17 protein-coding genes are annotated in these 21,537 nt (G+C 57.2%); 9 read left to right on the forward strand and 8 right to left on the reverse strand.

Annotated elements, in window-relative coordinates; translation table 11 throughout:
• The first annotated feature begins 1 nt into the window (after window position 1).
• The 8 genes from D3A97_RS20670 (at window position 2) to D3A97_RS20705 (ending at window position 11,615) form a co-directional block, all read left to right on the forward strand.
• Entirely contained in the window at window positions 2-2,926 is a 2,925-nt protein-coding gene (locus D3A97_RS20670) for an FAD-binding and (Fe-S)-binding domain-containing protein (protein WP_232826034.1), read from the forward strand.
• Window positions 2,927-3,112: 186 nt separating this feature from the next.
• Complete coding sequence (locus tag D3A97_RS20675; RefSeq protein ID WP_119080711.1) at window positions 3,113-4,573, forward strand: TolC family protein; 1,461 nt, start codon at window positions 3,113-3,115, stop codon at window positions 4,571-4,573.
• Window positions 4,570-5,559: an HlyD family secretion protein gene (locus D3A97_RS20680; RefSeq protein ID WP_119080447.1), complete on the forward strand. Its 990-nt coding sequence runs from the start codon at window positions 4,570-4,572 to the stop codon at window positions 5,557-5,559. Before D3A97_RS20675 ends, D3A97_RS20680 begins: the two co-directional genes overlap by 4 nt.
• A complete protein-coding gene (locus D3A97_RS20685) occupies window positions 5,556-6,737 on the forward strand; it encodes an ABC transporter permease (RefSeq protein ID WP_119080448.1) in 1,182 nt (393 codons plus the stop codon). The genes D3A97_RS20680 and D3A97_RS20685 overlap by 4 nt, the downstream gene beginning before the upstream one ends.
• Window positions 6,715-7,905, forward strand: a complete 1,191-nt coding sequence (locus tag D3A97_RS20690; protein WP_119080449.1) for an ABC transporter permease — start codon at window positions 6,715-6,717, stop codon at window positions 7,903-7,905. Before D3A97_RS20685 ends, D3A97_RS20690 begins: the two co-directional genes overlap by 23 nt.
• A gap of 21 nt (window positions 7,906-7,926) precedes the next feature.
• Complete coding sequence (gene murI, locus D3A97_RS20695) at window positions 7,927-8,754, forward strand: glutamate racemase (RefSeq protein WP_119080450.1); 828 nt, start codon at window positions 7,927-7,929, stop codon at window positions 8,752-8,754.
• A 33-nt stretch (window positions 8,755-8,787) separates the two neighbouring features.
• Window positions 8,788-9,300 carry a ferritin gene (locus D3A97_RS20700; RefSeq protein ID WP_119080451.1) on the forward strand — a complete coding sequence of 171 codons (513 nt, stop codon included), beginning with the start codon at window positions 8,788-8,790 and terminating at the stop codon, window positions 9,298-9,300.
• 131 nt (window positions 9,301-9,431) lie between these two features.
• Window positions 9,432-11,615 carry an ATP-binding response regulator gene (locus D3A97_RS20705; RefSeq protein ID WP_119080452.1) on the forward strand — a complete coding sequence of 728 codons (2,184 nt, stop codon included), beginning with the start codon at window positions 9,432-9,434 and terminating at the stop codon, window positions 11,613-11,615.
• Between the two features lie 296 nt (window positions 11,616-11,911).
• Here the strand turns inward: D3A97_RS20705 and D3A97_RS20710 are convergent, their stop codons facing one another.
• From D3A97_RS20710 to D3A97_RS20740, 7 genes are all read right to left on the reverse strand, one after another.
• Complete coding sequence (locus D3A97_RS20710; protein ID WP_119080453.1) at window positions 11,912-13,138, reverse strand: MFS transporter; 1,227 nt, start codon at window positions 13,136-13,138, stop codon at window positions 11,912-11,914.
• 20 nt (window positions 13,139-13,158) lie between these two features.
• Window positions 13,159-13,929: a 3-ketoacyl-ACP reductase gene (locus D3A97_RS20715; protein ID WP_119080454.1), complete on the reverse strand. Its 771-nt coding sequence runs from the start codon at window positions 13,927-13,929 to the stop codon at window positions 13,159-13,161.
• Window positions 13,926-15,086 carry a Gfo/Idh/MocA family protein gene (locus D3A97_RS20720; RefSeq protein WP_198674102.1) on the reverse strand — a complete coding sequence of 387 codons (1,161 nt, stop codon included), beginning with the start codon at window positions 15,084-15,086 and terminating at the stop codon, window positions 13,926-13,928. Before D3A97_RS20720 ends, D3A97_RS20715 begins: the two co-directional genes overlap by 4 nt.
• Before the next feature lie 10 nt (window positions 15,087-15,096).
• The gene (locus D3A97_RS20725; protein ID WP_119080455.1) at window positions 15,097-15,921 is read right to left on the reverse strand and encodes a sugar phosphate isomerase/epimerase family protein; all 825 of its coding nucleotides are present in this window, start codon (window positions 15,919-15,921) and stop codon (window positions 15,097-15,099) included.
• 69 nt (window positions 15,922-15,990) lie between these two features.
• On the reverse strand, window positions 15,991-17,337 hold the full coding sequence (locus tag D3A97_RS20730) for a glycoside hydrolase family 88 protein (protein ID WP_119080456.1): 1,347 nt from the start codon (window positions 17,335-17,337) through the stop codon (window positions 15,991-15,993).
• A gap of 306 nt (window positions 17,338-17,643) precedes the next feature.
• On the reverse strand, window positions 17,644-18,480 hold the full coding sequence (locus D3A97_RS20735) for a chromate resistance protein ChrB domain-containing protein (protein WP_119080457.1): 837 nt from the start codon (window positions 18,478-18,480) through the stop codon (window positions 17,644-17,646).
• Between the two features lie 40 nt (window positions 18,481-18,520).
• Entirely contained in the window at window positions 18,521-18,955 is a 435-nt protein-coding gene (locus D3A97_RS20740; protein WP_119080713.1) for a nuclear transport factor 2 family protein, read from the reverse strand.
• 76 nt (window positions 18,956-19,031) lie between these two features.
• Between D3A97_RS20740 and D3A97_RS20745 the strand changes: the two genes are divergently transcribed.
• Entirely contained in the window at window positions 19,032-19,976 is a 945-nt protein-coding gene (locus tag D3A97_RS20745; RefSeq protein ID WP_119080458.1) for a nitrilase family protein, read from the forward strand.
• Between the two features lie 107 nt (window positions 19,977-20,083).
• On the opposite strand, the gene D3A97_RS20750 is transcribed toward D3A97_RS20745, so the two are convergent.
• The gene (locus tag D3A97_RS20750) at window positions 20,084-21,385 is read right to left on the reverse strand and encodes an O-acetylhomoserine aminocarboxypropyltransferase/cysteine synthase family protein (RefSeq protein ID WP_119080459.1); all 1,302 of its coding nucleotides are present in this window, start codon (window positions 21,383-21,385) and stop codon (window positions 20,084-20,086) included.
• Window positions 21,386-21,537: the final 152 nt, after the last annotated feature.

Genomic DNA, 21,537 nt, shown 5'->3' on the forward strand with positions numbered 1-21,537 from the left:
CATGATCAAGCGTGAAATGCTGATACAACTCGGCCGGCAATTGCAGGGGGAGTTGTATTTAGATGATACAATGCGTACCCTCTATGCCACGGACGCGTCCGCCTACCGCGAAATGCCCCTGGCAGTGGCCATACCGGAAAACGAAGAAGACATTAAAACTCTGATCCGCTTTGCCCGTGAACATAAAACGTCGCTCATACCCCGTACGGCGGGCACTTCGCTGGCCGGGCAGGTGGTAGGCAACGGCATTATCGTGGACGTATCCCGGAAGTTTACCAAAATACTGGAGATCAATACAGCAGAAGGATGGGTGCGGGTGCAGCCCGGCGTGATCCGGGACGAGCTGAACCTCTTCCTGAAACCCTACGGCTATTATTTTGGCCCGGAAACCTCCACGGCCAACCGCGCCATGATAGGCGGCATGGTGGGCAACAACTCCTGCGGCTCCAACTCCGTGGTATACGGCAGCACCCGCGAGCACCTGCTGGAAGTAAAGGCCCTCCTGAGCGACGGCTCGGAAGCCACCTTTTCAAGCCTCTCCCCTGACGAGTTCCATGCCAAATGCGAGGCCACGGATGGCAGCCTGGAAACCACCGTGTACCGCCAGGTACGCACCATCCTGGGCAACGCCGCCAACCAGGAGGAGATCCGGAAAGAGTTCCCGAAACCTTCCATCCTGCGGCGCAATACCGGCTATGCGGTAGACCTGCTGCTGGAAACGGCCCCCTTCACGGCCGGGAAGGAAGACTTTAACTTCTGCAAGCTGATAGCTGGCTCCGAAGGCACCCTCGCCTTCCTCACGGAGATCAGGCTCCATATAGATCCTCTCCCGCCAAAGGAAGCGGGGCTGATGTGCATCCACTTCCATAATGTAGACGAATCGCTCCGCGCCAACATCATTGCCATGCGGTACAAACCCAGCGCCAGCGAGCTGATAGACCACTTCATACTGGAATGCACCAAAGACAATATTGAGCAGCGCAAGAACCGCTTTTTTGTACAGGGAGACCCCGGCGCCATACTGGTGGTGGAGTTCTCCCGCAATACCCGCGAAGAGATCACCGAGGTTGCCGGCAAATTGCGCGGGGAGTTGCAGGCCGCCGGCCTGGGCTACCACTTTCCCCTTCTCTTCGGGGAAGACACCAAAAAGATCTGGACGCTCCGCAAAGCGGGCCTGGGCCTGCTGAGCAACCTCCCGGGAGATGAAAAGGCCGTGCCCGTCATTGAAGATACCGCCGTGGCGGTAGAAGACCTGCCAAACTTCATTGCGGACTTCAACGGGATACTGAAAAAGTACGACCTGTTTGCCGTACACTACGCCCACGCCGGCAGCGGGGAAATACACCTCCGCCCTATCATCAACCTAAAAACGGTGGAAGGCAACCAGCTGTTCCGCACCATTGCGGAAGAGATAGCCACGCTGGTCAAGAAATACAACGGTTCCCTCAGCGGCGAGCATGGGGACGGGCGCCTGCGCGGCGAGTTCATTGCGCAAATGATAGGCCCCCGCAACTACGAGCTGCTGCGGCAGATCAAATACACCTGGGACCCGGAGAACATCTTCAATCCCAACAAGATCGTAGACACCCCGTCTATGAACAGCATGCTGCGCTACGAGCCGGGCAAAAAGGCCCCGGACCTGAAAACGGTGTTCCATTTTCCGCAACAGACCATTTTGCAGCACGCGGAGCAATGCAACGGCTCCGGGGACTGCCGCAAAACGCACCTGAGCGGCGGCACTATGTGCCCCAGCTACATGGCCACCCGCAACGAGAAAGACACCACCCGCGCCAGGGCCAATATTCTCCGCGAGTTCCTGACCAACTCCACCAAGGAGAACAAATTTGACCACGATGAGATCTACGAGGTAATGGACCTCTGCCTGGCCTGCAAGGGCTGCAAATCAGAATGCCCCAGCAACGTAGACATGGCCAAGCTGAAAATGGAGTTCCTCCAGCATTATCACGACGCCAACGGCGTGCCCTTCCGCACCTGGCTCATCGGCCACTTCCGCATGCTGACCAGCCTGGCCGCCATTGCGCCGGGCATCTACAACTGGCTGGTAAAGACCAGCGGCCCCTCCCGCCTCATCAAACGCATCACCGGCTTTGCCATGGACCGTTCCATGCCCACGCTGGAAAAAAGAACATTGCGCAGCTGGCTGAAGGCCAACCCGCAGAACGGCAGCGGCAACGGGCGCAAAGTGTACCTTTTCTGCGACGAGTTCACCAACTATAACGATACCTATATCGGCATCAAGGCTGTAAACCTGCTGCGTAAACTGGGGTACGAAGTAATACCCGTCAACCACCCGGAAAGCGCGCGGGCACTGCTCTCCAAAGGTTTTTTACGCAAGGCGCAAAAGATAGCGGAGAAAAACGTGCAGGTGTTCAGCGGCCTCATCACGGAAAACGCCCCGCTGATAGGCATAGAGCCTTCCGCCATACTGGGCTTCCGCGATGAATACCCGGACCTGGTAGGAGAACCGCTGCGCGCCGCCGCCAAAGAGCTGGCGCGGCATGTGTACATGATAGATGAATTTCTTTCCCTGGAAGCGGACCTTGGCCACATTACGCCCGCCATGTTCAAACCTGGCAAACAGCATATCAAACTGCACGGGCACTGCCAGCAGAAAGCACTGTCAAGCGTATTGCATTCCAAAAAGATACTGGGCCTGCCGGAAGGTTATTCCGTGGAAGTGATCCCCTCCGGCTGCTGCGGCATGGCCGGGTCTTTCGGGTATGAAAAGGAACACTACGACGTGTCTCAGAAGATCGGCGAGCTGGTGTTGTTCCCCGCCGTAAGGAATGCGGGCGATGGCACGCTGATAGCCGCGCCGGGCACCAGCTGCCGCCACCAGATCAAAGACGGTACAGGCGTGCACGCCAAACACCCGGTGGAGATATTGTACGACGCATTGGCATAAAGCCCATAACGATACAGACAGGGGCCGCCCCAAAAGCAATTTGACGGGCTTGAGAATTGCAAGCCCCCCGCCGCGCAACCATCAATGGCGGATAGTGTCATGGCCGGCACTGAACGGGTGCCGCTGCAGACCGGCGCCATTATACCACGCGAACAAAAGCCGCCGCCTGCTGTTAGTAAACAGTGTATGGACCTTTCAGCAAGCACCATTGCGGCCGCCCTGTGCATACTGGCCACCCTTCCCGGGCCGGCGCAGGCACAATCCGGCGAACTGACCCTTGAAGCATGTTTCCAGCTGGCGCGCCAGCATAATATTGCACTGGAACAGGCCCGCCGCTCGCTGGACGCACGGCAGCACCAGCTCAAGGCCGAGCAGGCCACCTACTTCCCGAAAGTAGACCTGCTGGCGGGCTACAACTACCTCAGCCGCCCGCTGGAGATCAACCTGCAGCAGGTGAAAGACGGTATTGTGGAAGGCTCCTCGCTGCAAAGCGTATCCGCGGCCAACACCGTGTACCGCGAAGTGACCGGCAACGACCTGCCGCAGCCCGTGCAAGACGGCATCTATAATACCTCCCGTAACATCATTGGCGCGGCATATCCCAACTACAACCCGCCGTTGAGCAAACAAAGCTACTTTACGGCCGCCCTGGGCCTGCGCCAGCCTATTTACCTGGGCGGCAAGCTGGCCACGGCGCGCAACATTGCGGCGGCGGAGCACCGGTCCGGCATCGTGAACGTGGAACTGGTGGAAAAACAGACAGATTTTGCCCTGGCCACGGCGTATATCCGTATCCTTTACATCAACTCCGTACTGCTGTCTCAAGGCCGCATTGTGACCGCTATGGAACGCAATGAACGGTATGCCGCCTCACTGGTGAGCAACGAGATCATTCCGCCCTACCAGCGCAACTGGGCTACGGTGGCGCTTACCTGGGCGCGCAGCCGCCAGCAGAACCTGCAGCTGGAAAAAGACAACGCCCTGGTGGAGCTGAAGCGGCTGCTGCAACTGCCGCAAGATACGACGCTCACCCTCACGGATACACTGCAATACCGCTCCCTGCAAAGCACCGCCCCGCCGGTGGAGTTCTGGAAAGGCAATCCCGCCTGGAAAGCGGTAGACAGCAAGATATCCCTGGCGGAAACCACCGTAAAGGCCGCCCGCTCCCTCAACCTCCCCAACATTTTCGGCATTGCCAGCCTCAACCTCTACCAGCGGGACCTGCCCGTTATCACGCCCCCGTGGCTGGTAGGCGTGGAAATGCAGTGGACGCTGTTCAGCGGCTTTTCCAACCAGCAGCGGGTGAAAGCCACCCGCATGCTGACGGAAGAAGTGAAACTGGCCTCGGAGAACACCCGCAGCATGCTGGAAGCGGGCGCCACCGTAGTGCGCAATAAAGTGACCGTGCTGGAAAGAGACCTGCAAGCGCTGGCGCAGGCGCGGGACCAGGCCCGGCTTACCACCGCGCAGGTGCAGGAAAGGCTGGCCAACCAGCTCTCTTCCGTGAAAGACGTGAATGAATCGCTGGTGGTGGAAGAAGAGATCGGCAAAGCCTATTACGCCACGCTGCTGGGCTATATGCTGGCCGCAGCGGAGTATTATAACATTCTTGGAACACCGCAACAAATCACGAGCCTTATACAATGAAAAGATTTTTTTCACAATACTGGGCCTTGCTGATCCCGGTGATCATTTTGCTGATAGCCCTGCTCTTCCTGATGCGCGGCAACGGCGGCGCCAGCCGGTCTTTCATAGGCATGGTAGATGCGGAGTACGTAGACGTGGCGGCGGAGTTTCCCGGCCGGCTGGACTCGCTGCTGGTATCCCAGGGAGATACCGTAAAAGAAGGCCAGTTACTGGGCGTATTGCGCACCACGGAGATCAACGCCATCCGCCGGCAGGCCGAAGCCGCCATAGAAGCCGCCACGGCGCAGGTGAAGCTGCTGGAAAAAGGCGCGCGGCCGGAGGTGATCAAAAACGCGGGCAACCTCTACCACATAACGCAGGAGCAATATGACCTGGCCCGCAAAACCTATGAACGCATGGAGCGCCTGTATAATGACAGCGTGATATCCGGTACGGAAAAAGACCTGATCTACTTCAAGTTCCAGGCCGCCAAAAAAGAAATGGAAATAGCCCGCCTCAACCAGGAAATGCTGGAAAAGGGCACGCAGCCGGAGATCATCCAGACGGCCACCGCCATCCTGAAACAGGCGGAAGAAGGGTATGCCCTCACCAAGGCGCTGACAGACAATACCCGCATTCATGCGCCCGCCAGCGGCATCATTTCCTCGCTGGTGATCCACCAGGGAGAGATTGTGAGCATTGGCTACCCGATGATGACGCTGCAAAAGCCGCTTTCCTATTTCATCCGTTTCAATATCAGGCAGGATGCCGCCGCCGCCCTCCCGCTGGGCGCCAAAGCCCGGGTAAAGGTACCCGGCTGCCAGCCGGAAACGTTTGATGTGCAGGTATCTTCCGTAGCGCCCTCGCTGGAATTTGCCAACTGGGTGCCCGTAAAGGAGAAAGGGAAATTTGAACTGCGTACTTTCACCATAGCATGCAAACCCGCCGATGTGGCCGCCATTGAAGGCCTGCGGCCGGGTATGACGGCAGCCCTCATCATGCCATGATACGCGCCATTTTCCAGATCGCCCTCCGGGAATGGAAACGCATTCTCACCCGGCCAGACCATTGCCTGGTGCTGCTGGTATTGCCGCCGCTGCTCTTTTTCTTTTATGCGTACATCTATGACAAACAACAGGCGGAAGACCTGCCTGTTGCCATCTGGGACGAAGACCGCTCCCCCGTATCCAGGCAGATCACTTTCCTGCTGGAGCAAACGCCCAGCATCCGCATTACGGCTTCCGTTAACAGCCAGGATGAGCTGGAGGCGCTGATGCAGCAGCAACAGGTGATTGGCGCCGTACATTTTCCCCGGGGCATGGAAAGGGATATCAAAAGCCGCCACCCGGTAAAGGTGCCCATTTACACCAACGCCGCCTCCCTGGTGCCCGGCAAGCTCATCAATAAAGACGCTTCCACGGTGATCATTACCGCCGCCGCGGGCGTAAACCTGCAAAAGTTCATGAAAACCGGCATGCCCGCGGGAAAGGCCATGAGCCTGGTAATGCCGGTGAGCATGACCGTGTACCCCTTGTACAACCCCACCTATAACTACCAGCACTACCTGGTGCCCGGCCTCATTACCGTGGCCCTGCAAATGATGATCATCATGGTGGCGGTGCTGCTCATCAATATGGAATGGAAAGAAGGCAGCATGAGCGAATTGCGCGCCATGGCCCGCAACCACGCCGGCGTGATCATTGCAGGTAAAACCCTGGCCCACCTGGGCGTGGCATGGGTCAACTTTGTGCTGGTGGCAGGCATCATCTTCCCGTTCTTTTCCCTGCAGCACCCCGGTACCACGGGGCAGTTGTTTGTGCTGTACAACCTGCTGGCACTGGCCTGCACCGGCATAGGCCTGATGATCTCCGTACTGGCGGCGGACGTAATGCTGGCGCTGGACGTGGGGCTGTTCTACACCTCTCCCGCGTTTGTGTTCAGCGGCTTTACCTTTCCCCGCTGGGCCATGCCCTGGTATGACCAGTATTACGCCAGCCTGATGCCCTACACGCCGTTCCTGGACGCGTTCTTCAAAGTATATTTCATGGAGCTGCCGCTGCGGTATGCCATGCCGGAAATTACGCGGCTGCTGCTGTTTATCGGCTGCACGTTCTTTGTGGCCGTGTTCTTCCTGCAACTGAAACTGAACAAACAACAAACGTATGCCGCAACAGCAAGGATATAGACCGTTCCGCCTGCTGCTGCGGGAAGCGGCGCTGGTAGCCAAAGACCACAGCCTGCTGCTCACGCTGCTGATAGCGCCGCTGCTGTACGCGTTCTTTTACGGGAGCATTTACAGCTACAAGGCGGAAGAAGAAGTACCCATTGCCGTGGTGGATGAAGACCGCACCAGCCTCTCCCGCACCCTCATCCAGCAGATCAATAATACGCAGATGGTACATGTAACCGCCGTTACTACGCTGGAAGCGGCCAAAGAAGCCATGTACCACGGCCGCACGCAGGGTTTCCTGTACATTCAGCGCGGCATGGAAAAGAAGGTGCTCTCCCTGCAGCAGGCCAACATGGTGCTGGCGCTGAATGCAGCGCGGTTCCTGCCTTCCAGCGATGTGCTGGGCGCTATTACGGAAGTAGGCCTCACCGTGGGCGCGGGCGTGCGCCTGCAATACCTGCAGAAGCAGGAAGGCATGAACACGGAAATTGCAGGGCGGGAGGTGATGGCCGTAAAGCCGGATGCCCGGCCGCTGTTCAACAACCGGACAGACTATGGCACCTTTCTGCTGCCCGGCCTGCTGGCCATGATATTGCAGCAAACGCTGCTGCTGGGCCTGGCGGGCGGCACCGCCGCGGAAAGGCAGCGGAATACCTTCGCCGCATGGATGCAGGCGGCGGGCAACAATCTCTCTACGGCCCTGTGGGGCAAAGGGCTTTTTTATTTCATCCTGTTCAGTTGTTACGCCTTCTTTTTCCTGACCGTCAACTTTGGCGTGCTGGAGCTAAGATTGCTGGGCAACGCGTGGGAGCTGGCGCTGGTAACGGCGCTCTTCCTGGTCTCCCTGATACCGATGGGCATCTTTACCGGCCTGCTCTTCCGTTCGCAATTGCTTTGCACGCAACTGCTGGCGTTCAGCACCTATCCTATTTTTCTCATCACGGGTTACACCTGGCCCATACAGCAACTGCCGGACGGGCTCAAGGCCGCCGGCAGCCTGCTGCCCATTACGCCCTTTCTCTCGCTCTACCAGGGCATTGTACAACAGGGCGCGCATATTACGGACCGTTTGCCGGCGCTGTACCATCTTTGCATATTGTGGTGCTTGTATACGCTCTTGTGTTTATGGAGCATCCAAAAACTGGCCCGCAAGGCCCGTAAAACGCCGCTGCCCGTTGCCTGAAAATTCCGTAATTTGCGGGCCATGAACAGCAGGCAAGGACCAATAGGCGTATTTGACTCAGGCTATGGCGGATTAACGGTACTGAAAGAAATTGTGAAAACATTACCGCAGTACGATTATATCTACCTTGGAGATAATGGCCGCGCTCCTTACGGCATCCGTTCATTTGAAACAGTTTACCACTATACGCTGGAATGCGTGCAGCATTTGTTCCGCATGGGCTGCCACCTGGTGGTGCTGGCCTGCAACACCGCTTCCGCCAAGGCCCTGCGCACCATTCAGCAAAACGATCTGCCCAACATAGACCCCGAGCGCCGCGTGCTGGGCATTATACGCCCCACTACCGAAGTGGTGGGCCAATATAGCCGCAGCCGCCAGGTGGGCGTTTTCGGCACTACGGGCACGGTCAATTCCCAGAGCTACCCCATAGAGATCGAAAAGTTTTTCCCGGACGTACAGGTATACCAGCAGGCCTGCCCCATGTGGGTGCCGCTGGTGGAGAATGATGAATATGACAGCGAGGGCGCAGATTATTTTATTAACAAGTACGTGCGCCAGCTGATGGTGCAGTCTAAAGACATAGACACCATTGTGCTGGGCTGTACGCATTACCCCTTGCTGGCCGGCAAGCTGCAGGCGCACCTGCCCCCCGGCGTTACCCTGCTTTCGCAGGGCGGGCTGGCCGCGGCCAGCCTGGCGGATTACCTGCAACGCCACCCCGAAATGGCGGCCAAATGCAGCACCGGCGGCGGCAGAACGTTCTATACCACGGATGATACGGCCACGTTTGACCGGCAGGCCGGCATCTTTTTTGGCGAACCGGTCAGCAGCATACATCTTGCCTTATAATTTGTATATTTAATTCAACAAGACCTTTCAACTATGCTAAGTAAAACTATTCAAGAAGCGCTGAACAAACAGGTGGCGCTGGAAGCAGCCTCTTCCCAGGCATACCTGGCCATGGCCTCCTGGGCAGACATTCAACCCGGCCTGCAGGGTGTGGCAGATTTCTTTTATGTACAGTCTGACGAAGAACGGGTACATATGCTGAAACTGATCAAGTTTGTGAACGAGCGCGGCGGGTTTGGCATAGTGCCGCACCTGGGGCAGCCCATTATCACGTTTGTGTCTCTCAAAAGAGTGTTCGAAGAATTTCTCTCTCACGAGATCAAGGTGTCTGAAAGCATTAACGACCTGGTTCACATGGCCCTGCAGGAAAAGGACTACGCTACCCACAACTTCCTGCAATGGTACGTGTCTGAGCAGATAGAAGAAGAAAGGCTGGCCCGCACGCTAAACGAGAAGCTGGAGCTGATCGGCGAAGACAAGAGCGGCCTCTACCTCTTTGACCGTGACATACAGGCTTACCGCCTGCAATCCGAAAAGAAAGGATAACAATATGGCAGGGGCCCCGTGCCCCTGCCCTTTTTCATCCCTTGCCGTTAACAAATGCCGGCACCCGGCATTAACATTTTTTACACCGCCAAAGGTTTATTTTTAAACCTGCTATTACCTACCTCCGTACTATGCAACATCATTCTCCCGGAAACCTGCGGAAAGGGAACCGTGAGCTTCTCCTCCGTTATGCCATACTTGCCTTGCTCATCAGCGCTTTGACCATTGTACTGCTGGTCCGTTTCAACAGGCAGCAGCGTTACCAGCAATTGCACGCCGCCGTGGAAGAGCTGGCGGAGACCCGCCAGCAGAAAGACTGGATAGGGCATGCCATACAGACCATGTACGCCGCTGAAAATCATTTCCGTTTTTATACCCTCACCTACCAGAACGTTTATTTTTCCCGTTACAGCACGGCACTGCGCGAAGTGGCGGCAGACCTGGACTCCCTGCAGCAATACAAGCAGCAGGGCCTCGGCGGCATGCTGGCGGAGAAGCAGGAACAGAGCGGCATCTTTCTCAACATCAAGCGCGCCGCGGATTCTCTGATCGCCATGAACACCAGCTGGGACACCACCCACCAGCGGAACATCCTGCGGCCCGCCACCGGCATCCGGTTTGCGCAGCAGGTACGTACCGATACAGTGGTCACCGCCACGCCCCGAACGCCTGTTAAGCGGAAAAAACTGCTGGGCCGCATTGCGGACGCGGTGGCCAACAAAGGCCCTTATGCGCGTGACACTGCCGCGGCCGGCGTAGTGAAAACCGCTACCACTACAAGCCCTGACGCGCAAAGCAAACAATACAACGAACAGCAGCTGCAAAAACTGCATCGCTACTACACTACCCTCTTCAACAATATCAGCAGCGGCCAGATGCAGCTGAACCAGCAGGAATATGAAATGGTAACGGCCAATGACCGCATGCTGAAAACCCTGCTGGCAGACCTTTACCAGCTCAGGCAGCATGAGCAGGAAACCGCCAGCCAGCGGCAACGGGTGCAGGCGGCCGGCATCAACCTGCAACTGAGCGAGTGGTACAGCGATGCCCTGAACGGCTCTTTGCTGATCATATTCATGCTGGCCCTCATCCTTACGCTGCTCTATGTTGGTTACAGAACAAGCGTGCGCCTCAACAGCGCCCGCCTGGACGCGCTGCGCTTCTCCAAGCTCAAGAGCGATTTTGTGTCTAACATGAGCCACGAGATCCGTAACCCGCTCAGCTCCGTGATCGGCTTTACCGAACAACTGAAAAAGACGAAGCTGGGAGGCGAGCAGGAAGAAATGGTGAGCGCCATACAACTCTCCTCCGGCATGCTGCTGTCTGTAGTGAACAACGTGCTGGACTTTTCCAAACTGGAAGAAGGCAAGCTGGAGCTGGCTGCTGCGCCCTTCTCCCCGCGGCAGGTGGTGGAAGAAGTGACCAAGGGCATGCAGGTGCAGGCCGGGCAGAAAAACATCAGCCTGCGGGAACGTTTCGGTTTTTCCGGCGGGGAACTGGTGGAGGGCGATGCCTTCCGTTTGAAACAGGTGCTGGTGAACCTGGTGAGCAATGCCGTGAAGTTCACGCCCCGCGGCGGCAACATATTGATCGACGCCGTGCTGTATTCCCGCAATGGCCGCCACAGCCTTGAAGTATCTGTGAAAGACAGCGGCATTGGCATTGCCCCCAAACAGCTGAAACATATCTTTGAAGAATACACGCAGCTGCGCACGCCCGTTGCCGGGCAGGAAACGCCTATTGGTTCCGGGCTGGGGCTGGCCATTGTCAAGAAAATAATAGACCTGCATGGCGGCACGCTGGGCGTAGACAGCAAGCCTGGAGAAGGTTCCACCTTTCATTTTTCCATTCCCTATAAAACGGCCGCCGCCCCGCCTGCGCCCGCCGCGCCCGCCCATAGCCCCGCAACGCTGCCGGATATTTCAAGGGCGCTGATAGTGGAAGACAATCCCCTCAACCGCCGCCTGCTGGAAATTATACTGGAGCGGCTGCGCATTGAGCACGCTACCGCCACCAACGGCGCGGAAGGCCTGCAAATGATGCAGGAACAATACTTCGATATTGTTTTCACAGACATCTCCATGCCTGAAATGGACGGCCTGGCCCTGGTACGGCACATCCGCCGCCTGGCAGACCCGCGCAAGGCGCACGTGCCGGTTATTGCCATTACCGGCAACGCAGTAAAGGAAGAGCTGGACATGTACATGAGCTCCGGCTTTACCAGTTACATCGTAAAACCGTTCCGTGAAACGGACGTAGTGGACAAGATCAACCTCACGCGCCGGAACGGGCTGATGACGAAGCTGCGGCAATAGCGGGCAAAAATGCAAGCCCGGACAAGCAGGCTACGCGTTTACCCGCCATGGCGGGAGGCAGCCACCATGGCAGAAAAAAAAACCACGCACGAAGCGTGGTTACAATAATTTACCTTCCGGCGTGATAGCAATCTTTAGGATGCCGGACAGGCTATTAAAATTTCGCTAACAATGATGCCCCGGTAGGGCAACTTTGATGCCATGGCGCAATACGCTCTTAATTCATTCATTATCAATACTATCTAAATAGCTTTCATGTTCGTTTCTGTACAGGTTTGTCCGTTTGCGGACAATCGCTACTCCAGGTAGTCCATGTCTTTCGCAAAGGTCTCATCCAGCCCGCGGAGCGCCAGCAAGGCAACGGCAATGGTCAGCAGGCCCACTATGCCGGCGCTGTGCAGCACGCCCCAATGCGGCTTCAAGTAAAGGAACAGCATGGTGAGGGGAATAACGGCGCCTCTTACAAAATTGGGCACTGTGGTGGCCACGGTGGCCCGCAGGTTGGTGCCGAACAACTCCGCCGCCACGGTAACGAACAAGGCCCAATAACCATTGGTAAAGCCCAGGAAAGCGCAGATAACGTAAAACGTTCCCACATCGCGGTACGGCAGCAGCAGGTACACCCCTACCATGACCAGGGAAAGCAGGATGAACAGGAGGATGATCTTCTTCCTGCTTTGCACGAACTGGCTGAGGAGGCCGCTCACAATATCTCCCAGCACCTGGCCCGCAAAAGACAGCATCACCGCCTTGCCCGCCACCACGGGCGCGTTCAGCTCCATGGCCCTGCCAAACTCCGGTGAAAAAGTGATGAGGATGCCCACCACGAACCAGATGGGCAGGCCGATGGCAATGCACTGCAGGTAACGCAGCAGGCGCTTGCGGTTGGAAAAGAGCCAGAGGAAATTGCCGCGCCGTACCTGCATCAGTTTTGTTTTCTGGAAGATGCCCGATTCCAGCACCCGCATTCTCAGTACCAGCAGCAACAGGCCCAGCCCGCCGCCAATAAAGTAAGAGATGCGCCACTGGAACAGGTCTGCCATAAAGTACGCCATAATGGCCCCTACTACGCCCAGCGTAGCCACCAGCGTGGTGCCGTAGCCGCGTATGCGCCGGGGCAATACTTCCGTGACCAGGGTAACGCCCGCGCCCAGCTCGCCCGCCAGGCCAATACCGGCAATGAAGCGCATGGCCGCGTATTGCGGCACGGATTGCACAAAGCCGTTGGCAATGTTGGCCAGGGAGTAGATGAGGATGGAGCCGAAGAGCACGGAGAGGCGGCCTTTTTTGTCGCCCAGCACGCCCCAGATGATGCCGCCAATGAGCAGGCCGGCCATTTGCATGTTGAGCAGCAAGGCGCCCTGGTGCAGCAGCGCATCGTCTTGCAGGCCGAGAGATTGCAGGCTGGGCACCCTCACTACGCTGAAGAGGAAGAGGTCATACATATCTACCAGGTACCCGAAGGCGGCTACCAGCACGGGCAGGCGCAGCAGCTCCCTGGCGGTGGAATTTTGTTCCGGCATAAGTATCTGTTAATGGTTATTTATAACCGAAAAATGGTGAGGCCGCCGTCTATCATCACCACCTGCCCCGTGGAATAGGCCAGTTCTCCCGCGGCCAGCATGGCCACGGCTTTGCCCACATCTTCCGGCAGGCCCCAGCGCGGCTGTGCCAGCAGGCCCTCGCCTATGAGGCGGTCATATTTCTCTTTTACGCCCGCCGTCATGTCCGTAGCAATAATGCCCGGCCGCACTTCATACACCGGTACCTGGTAAGCGCCCAGCCGGAGGGCCAGCAACTGGGTCACCATGCTGAGGCCCGCTTTGGAAATGCAGTATTCGCCACGGTTGAGCGAGGCCACGGTGGCGGATATGGAAGATACGTTGATGATGCAGCCCTGGAAGCCCTGTACACTGGTTTGCTGCCGTAACATCCAGTTGGCGGCGGCCTGCGCCAGGAAGAAGGGGCCTTTCAGATTCATGTTCATCACCCGGTCGTAACTTTCTTCCTGCATTTCCAGCACGTCTTTCCGCTCTTTGGGCGCCACGCCGGCGTTGTTGACCAGCACATGCAGCGCGCCGTAATGCGTGTTGACCTGCTCCAGCATGCGCTCCCGCTCCTGGCGCAGAGACACGTCTGCCGGGCAGTAGATCACATCGCCGCCGTGCTGTTTCAACTGCTCCACCACGTCCGCTACGGCAGCCGGTCCCCGCACACCGTTGATGGCGAGGTCAAAACCCCGCTGCGCCAGCATGGCGGCAATACCCAGGCCAATGCCGCGGGTGCCGCCGGTGATCAAGGCAATTCTTCTCATAAAGGATCTATGTTTATCCAGCAACGTTTGGCCCAGCTTTCCAGGCCTTTTTCCGCCAGCTGCACGCCTTTGGCGCCTTCCCGGAGGTCCCAGGGAAAAGGCCCGTCAACGGCCACATGGCGGAGGAACAGCTCCCACTGGGTCTTAAATGCGTTCTCATATACTTCCTGCTCCGGCACTTTGGCCCAGCCTTCAAAGAACTTCACGGGCTGCTCTATATCAGGGTTCCACACGGGCTTGGGCGTATGCCCGTAGTGCTGTACGTAACACTCCCGCAGGCCCGCTACCGCGGAGCCATGCGTGCCGTCTACCTGTATGGTGAGCAGATCGTCCCGCCGCACCCGCGTGGCCCAGGAAGAGTTGAAATGGGCTACAATGCCGCCTTCCAGCTCAAAGGTGGCGTAGGCCGCATCATCTGCCGTGCAGGCATAGGGGCGGCCCTGTTCGTCTATTCTTTCGGGAATGTGGGTGGCGCCCAGGCAGCTCACCGCTTTGACGTTGCCAAAAACGTTGTCCAGCACATACCGCCAGTGGCAAAGCATATCCAGGATGATACCGCCTTCGTCTTCCTTCCGGTAGTTCCACGAAGGGCGCTGCGCGGGAATGGAATGGCCTTCAAACACCCAGTAGCCGAACTCTCCTTTTACAGACAGGATGCGGCCGAAGAAGTTTTGCTGCATAAGCCGTTTGAGCTTCATGATGCCCGGCAGCCAGAGCTTGTCCTGCACCACGCCGTGTTTCACGCCCGCTTCGCGGCAGCGGCGGTACAGCTCCAGCGCGGTGGCCGTATCTGACGCTACCGGCTTTTCGCAATAAATATGTTTGCCTGCCGCCACTGCCTTGCGGATACTGGCGGCACGGTGGCCGGTGGTTTGCGCGTCGAAGTACACGGTGTAGTTGGGATCTTTCAACAGCGCGTCCAGGTCTGTGGTAAAGGCCGTGATGCCGCTCTTTTCCGCCAGCTCCTGCAGGCGGGCGGGGTTGCGGCCTACCAGCACGGGGTCTGGCAGAATAAATTCCGAATCGCTGACCTTTACGCCTCCCTGCCGGATGATGGGCACAATGGAGCGCAGCAGGTGCTGGTTGGTACCCATGCGGCCGGTAACGCCGTTCATGATAATGCCGATGCGGTGGACCTTTTTAGGATGCTCTGCCATGGTATGTATTTCAGGAATGATGTAAATATGCTTGTTTGATCTTTTGCAGGAACTGGTACTGGTTGCCGGCCCAGTATTCTGTGGAGAATATCTCCACTTCATGAAAGCCGGTAAAGCCGGCCGCTTCTACCCAGCCGCGGACCTTCGGCACGGGTATGCAGCCTTCTCCCATCAGCCCCCTGTCCAGCAACAGGTCCCGCGTGGGCACGCGCCAGTCGCAAATATGAAAGGCCAGCAAGTGGCCGTTGCGGCCGCAGCGCATGATCTCCTGCTCCAGGGCGGGGTCCCACCAGAGGTGGTAGACATCTACCGCCACGCCCACCCAGGGAGAGTTCAGGGCTTCCGCCATATCATTGGCCTGGGCCAGCGTATTAACGGCGGAGCGGGTATCTGCATACATGGGGTGCAGCGGCTCTATGGCCAGTTGCACACCTGCCTCTCGGGCGGCGGGCTCTATGGCCGCAATGCCGTCCAGTATCTGCTTGCGGGAGGTTTCCAGCGGGAGGCCGGGCGCCGCGCCACACACCAGCACCAGCAGCGGCGCTCCCACTGCGGCCGCTTCAGCAATGGCGCGCAGGTTATCGTCTACCGCTTCCGCCCGGCCGGCAGAGGCCGCATGCGGGAAAAAGCCGCCCCGGCAAAGAGACACGATCTCCAGCCCTTCATCCCGCAGCATGCGCCCCGTAGCGCGCAGGTCGCGGCCCTCCAGCGCATCGCGCCATACGGTGATGCCGCGGATGCCTTCCGCGGCGTACGCCCGCGCCGCTTCTTCTATGGGCAGCGGTTTGGTAGTGATGGTATGTACGCACAGTTTTGAAAGATCGGTACCGCTCATGGTTCATCGGATTAAGCTGATATTCAAAGGTTTCTTGTTCAGCGGAGCATACCGGCCGCAGCGGTCCCCTTACACACAGTTAAAGAACGTATAATAAGGCTCCCCCTTTCCCATCCGCTGTACCAGCAACGCCAGCTCGCGGATGTGATAATCTCCCCACATGCAGGACTCGCCGCAGGGCACCTTGCTGCCGAGCGGCGTATAGTCCCAGCCGTTAGGCCGGTGGTAGATGGTGTGGAGCAACAGGCCCTGATGCCGCGGGTCTGTACTGAGGTACGGGGGCTGCAGCAATGTTTGCAGCACGGTGAGGCCCGCCTGCAGGTAACGCCGCCCGGCCGCTTCGCCCAGGTACCGGCCAAAGCGGATGAGGCCCTGCGCCGCAATGGCCGCGGCAGAACTGTCTACCGGCTCATATTCGTTAAAGGGATCGGCCGGTTGTTGCAGGTAGTGATGCAAATGCGCAAGGCCGGGCGCGCCGGTGTCCCAGTAAGGCACCCCGTCTGTTGGCGTTTGCTGTATGTAAAATTCGCAGGTGGCGCGCGCCGCCTTTTCCATCCAGCCCAGCTCGGCCGCCGGCATGGTGGCAGACAGGAACTCCAGTTCTTCCGCAAAACCAAGCATGGCCCAGGCCAGCCCCCGCGTCCAGGTGGTGAAGCCGGAGTAGCCCTGTTGTGCGTTAGGGGCGCGGAAATTCCCGTCGTTGGTATTGAAAATGCATTCGTGGGCAGTTCTGCCGGGCAGTACATCGTAAGCGTCCCTTCCTTCGCCGTAATAGATATTGAAGCGGGCAGTGGCTTTCATATGCTGCAGGGCGCGCTCCCGCAGGTTGATGCGCACATCGTTCTCCGCCTGCAATACGTGGCCCAGCGCGTCACTCAGCATCAGTATGCGGCAGGAGCGGATAGTGTCTACAAAGAGGGAATGCGGACCGTTGAAAGAGTAGATAAAACCACCGCCGCCGCTGATGTTCGTCCACCGCGCGGCCTGTACCGCCCCGGACACTTTCAGGGCCAGCTGGTATAGCTCCTGCTCCCGTTCATTATGCGGGATGCGTTGTTCTTTCATGAGCCGCAGCAGGTTGCCGTAGGTGCTTACATTGTTAAACCCATGATCGTGCACGCCGGTATGGCTCAGGTGCGGCGCCATGGCCGCTATGGTCTTGTTCCTGCCCATGTGGAGGAACAGCTCGTCTCCCGTGGCGTCAAACTGGAGGATGGCGGAACCATATTGAAAACCCTGCGTCCACTCCGTCCACCCGCGCGTAGTGTATGTACCTTCCCGTGTGAACACGGGCGCGCCCTGCGCAGTGTTATAATCCTTTTCCAGTTGTATGATCCTGGCGGCAGACAGTTGCCAGAATTGTTGCAACAATGCCGTCAGTTGCTGCGGCTGTAATGATTCATTGATGTTTATCATTCCGTGGAAATTTGTGTAGCGGCGTAGCGTTGTTCCAGGCTATTGTACGGTACCAGTCTGTAGCGGTCGATCCTATCTGTTGGGTCCAGCAATGGAAGATAGGGTAAAAATGTAAGGAAAAGAAGCGGGGGAATGAAAAAATCAGGTGAGATACCGGGCGGCCAATAAACACCTTCTATTAACGCACCGGGAGAAAGACCAAAGCGCCCATTGGCGCCATAACGGGCAAGGTTACGTTAAACCGGCCGATGTAGCGGGCGGGAGCATGCCCGAGAACCCATTAACGTTATAACGGTCACGGCTACATTACCCTTTGCCTTCCTTCCGCTTCATGGCCTGTATGGTTTTCAGATGCCCGGTAGGTGTTTTGCCCATAAACCTGCCGAATACACGGGAGAAATGGGCCTGGTCTGAAAACCCCGTCAGGTAGGCTACTTCGGTGAGGGTGTACTTTTCTTCTTCCATCAACTTCAGTGCCTTTTCTATGCGGAGCCGGCGCATGCGCCCGCCGAAGCTATGGTCCTCAAAATACGAATCGTCCAGTTCCAGCATGGCAGACAGGTCTTTCAGGGTCAGCGCCATGTTGGTATCTACCTGGTCTTGTATAACGGCGGCCATTTCCTTTACCCATTCGGGTTTTTTCTGCCGGTCACTGTACCGCCGGGAAATAAGATCGTGGAACATGTTCATCAGCGCCAGCTCCGGATGCCGGCGCGCGGGTGGCTGCGGTTGTTGGGCCCAGCTATAGAGGGCGTCAAAGATCACCATACCCTGTTCCAGCAAGGCATGGTCATCCTGGATGTTATGCGTAAGCCCCGCCGCTATGGCCCAAAGGCCCGCGGCTTCGGGCGCCAGGTGGCGCTGGTCTGTGCCTGCGCCGCGTACAATGGCGGCCAGCGCCTGCAAGGCAGGCTCCCCGGGCCGGTGTTTTTCCAGGAAAGCGTCAAAGGTACAGCGGTTATCGTGCGGGCCGTATTCCGCGCCTGGTATATCAAACGGTATAGCCTGCGCTGCCCCGGCCACGGCCGTCACCGCTGTTTCAGGCGCAAATAAAAATTCGGCCTTTGTGTCAATGAACCGGCGTATCAGCCATGAACAGGCAATCCCGCCAGCTGCCGGCCGCTGCCGCGTTACCCATTTCATAACAACATCAGTTGGTTGCCTAAAAGATAATACAATTCTTCTACGGTACAGGTACCTTCACGGCCTGCCGGCCTATGAGCTTCCATTGGCCGCCGTTCTTGCCCCACACCAGCATTACGTACAGCTTCACGTTGCCCGGCTTGCCGCCATCGTTCGTTTGCGCGGTCAGCGTATGCCTTACAATGGCCGTTGGGCCGGTAATGGCAATAGTTTGCGCGGTGAGGTCCATCGTCACAAAATCAGACTGGCCGCTCATCAGGTTGCCGATGAACTCCGCCCGGTCTTCAATACGGCCGTTGGAGTGCCCATATGTAAGCGAGGGAGCGGTGAGCTTTTCCAGGTCTGATCTGTCCGCATCTACCATGGCCTTGCGCAGCGTTTCAACAGCTTTGGCTATGGCAGCTTCGTCTTTGGATTGCGCTGCCGCAACATTGAACAGGGAGGTAACCATCAGAAGGGCAAATAATTGTTTCATGTTTTCATTTTTGTGGAATATTCCAAAATACAAATTGTTTGGAATTGATGGGTGAAAAATGTATTAGCTTGCGGGTATGAAACCGTTAAAGATCGCTACAGCACAGTTTGAGAACCGCAGCGGAGACAAGGGCCATAACCTCTCCGTGATCCGCCAGCTGGCTGCCCGGGCCGCGGCAGACGGGGCGGACGTGATTGCTTTTCATGAATGCTCTGTTACCGGCTATACGTTTGCCCGCCATCTTGACCGGGAGCAGATGCTGGAACTGGCGGAAGAGATCCCTTCAGGCCCCACCGTACAGGCCCTCACAGACATGGCCCGCGAACTGGGCATTGTAATACTGGCGGGACTGTTTGAAAAAGACACTGCCGGCCTGTACAAGGCCTATGTATGTGTAGACGGCAACGGCCTGGTGGCCAAATACCGCAAGCTGCATCCTTTCATCAATCCGCACCTTACGCCGGGAGACCGTTACGTGGTATTTGACCTGCTGGGCTGGAAGTGCGGCATCCTGATCTGTTATGACAACAATGTTATTGAGAACGTAAGGGCTACCGCCCTGTTGGGCGCGGATATCATTTTCATGCCGCATGTGACCATGTGTACCCCTTCCACCCGCCCCGGCGCCGGTTTTGTAGACCCCGCGCTCTGGGAGGACCGGCATGTGGACCCCACTACCCTGCGGCAGGAGTTTGACGGGCTGAAAGGAAGGGCCTGGCTGATGAAATGGCTGCCGGCAAGGGCGTATGACAATGCTGTTTACGCCGTGTTCTCCAACCCCATTGGCATGGATGATGACCAGCTGAAAAATGGCTGCTCCATGATACTGGACCCCTTCGGTGACGTTATTGCCGAGTGCCGGAAGCTGGACAACGACTATGCCATTGCTACCATTACGCCTGAAAAGCTGCAGCAGGCGGGCGGTTACCGGTACAGGAAAGCGCGGCGGCCGGAGCTGTACAAAGACATTATAGGGCAGGCAAACGTACCGGAGCAAAAAGTAGTGTGGATGAAAGGGTAAGCGAATGCGGCAGTTCCCCCGGAAAGCCTGAACGAATAACGCCCCGCAAATGAAAGGCCCGCGGCAAAGCACTGTGCTTCACCGCGGGCCTTTTGAATACATGCCGGTTATATCTGTGCAAATGCCTGCTCCAGGTCTCCCTTGATATCTTCTATATGTTCAATACCCAGGGAAATACGCAGCAACCCCGGCTCTACGCCGGCTTTCTTCTGCTCTTCCTCGCTCAACTGCTGGTGCGTAGTGGTAGCCGGGTGAATGATCAGTGTTTTGGCGTCTCCCACGTTGGCCAGGTGGTAGATCAGCGTTAAAGACTGTACAAATTTGTCTGCCGCCTCTTTACCGCCTTTGATCTTGAAAGACAATACCCCGCCGAAACCGTTCTTCAGGTACTTCTTGCCCAGCTCATGGTATTTGTTGCCGGGTAAACCGGGGTAGTTCACAGATTCCACCTTGGGGTGCTGCTGCAGCCACTGCGCCAGCGCCAGTGAATTTTCTACCGTGCGCTGCACCCGCAGGGAAAGCGTCTCCAGCCCCTGTATGAAGAGGAAAGCGTTCTGCGGCGCCAGCGCGGGACCCCAGGTACGCAGGCCGGTTACCCGGGCGCGGATGATGTAGGCAATGTTGCCGAAGGGACTGTCTGCGCCGAACACTTCCCAGAATTTCATGCCATGGTAGGCATCGTCCGGTTCGGAGAACTGGGAAAACTTGCCGTTGCCCCAGTTGTAATTGCCGCCGTCTACAATAACACCGCCAATGCTGTTGCCATGCCCGCCGATCCACTTGGTGGCCGCCTGCACAACAATATTGGCGCCATGCTCAATGGGGCGGAACAGGTAACCAGCCGCGCCGAAGGTATTGTCTACCACCAGGGGCAGGTCATGCTTTTTGGCAATGGCCGCTATCTTTTCAAAATCCGGGATGGCAAAGCCGGGGTTGCCGATGGTTTCTACGTAAATAGCCTTGGTGCGGCCGTCTATTTTCTCTTCAAAACTGGCGGGATTATCCAGGTCGGCAAACCGCGCCTCTACGCCTATCCTTTTAAAAGATACCTTGAACTGGTTGTACGTGCCGCCATAGAGATAAGAAGAGGTCACAAAGTTGTCTCCCGGCAGTAAAATGTTATGCAGGGCTATGAACTGCGCCGCCTGGCCGGATGCCACCGCCAGTGCGCCCACGCCACCTTCCAGCGCCGCTACGCGTTTTTCGAACACGTCTGTAGTGGGGTTCATGATACGGGTATAAATGTTCCCGAACTGTTTCAGTTGGAAGAGGTCCGCGGCATGCTCGGCATTGTCAAAAGTGTAAGAAGTGGTCTGGTAGATGGGGACAGCCGCAGACCTGGTGGTAGGCTCTGGCTGGTAACCTGCATGCACCTGCAGTGTTTCAAAACGTAAGGGTGTTTTTGGCATGATGTGATAGTTTATTGATAATTAGTCTACAAAATAAATAGACTACCGCAGTATTCAAAATAAAAAGTACAGATCATCAAGGAAACACGGCGCTTTATCAAGGCGGGGCCTTGCGCATGAGGGGTTTTGCGCAGTTTTGTACCGCACACCAA

This window comes from Chitinophaga alhagiae, from assembly GCF_003568665.1.
Lineage (GTDB): Bacteria > Bacteroidota > Bacteroidia > Chitinophagales > Chitinophagaceae > Chitinophaga > Chitinophaga alhagiae.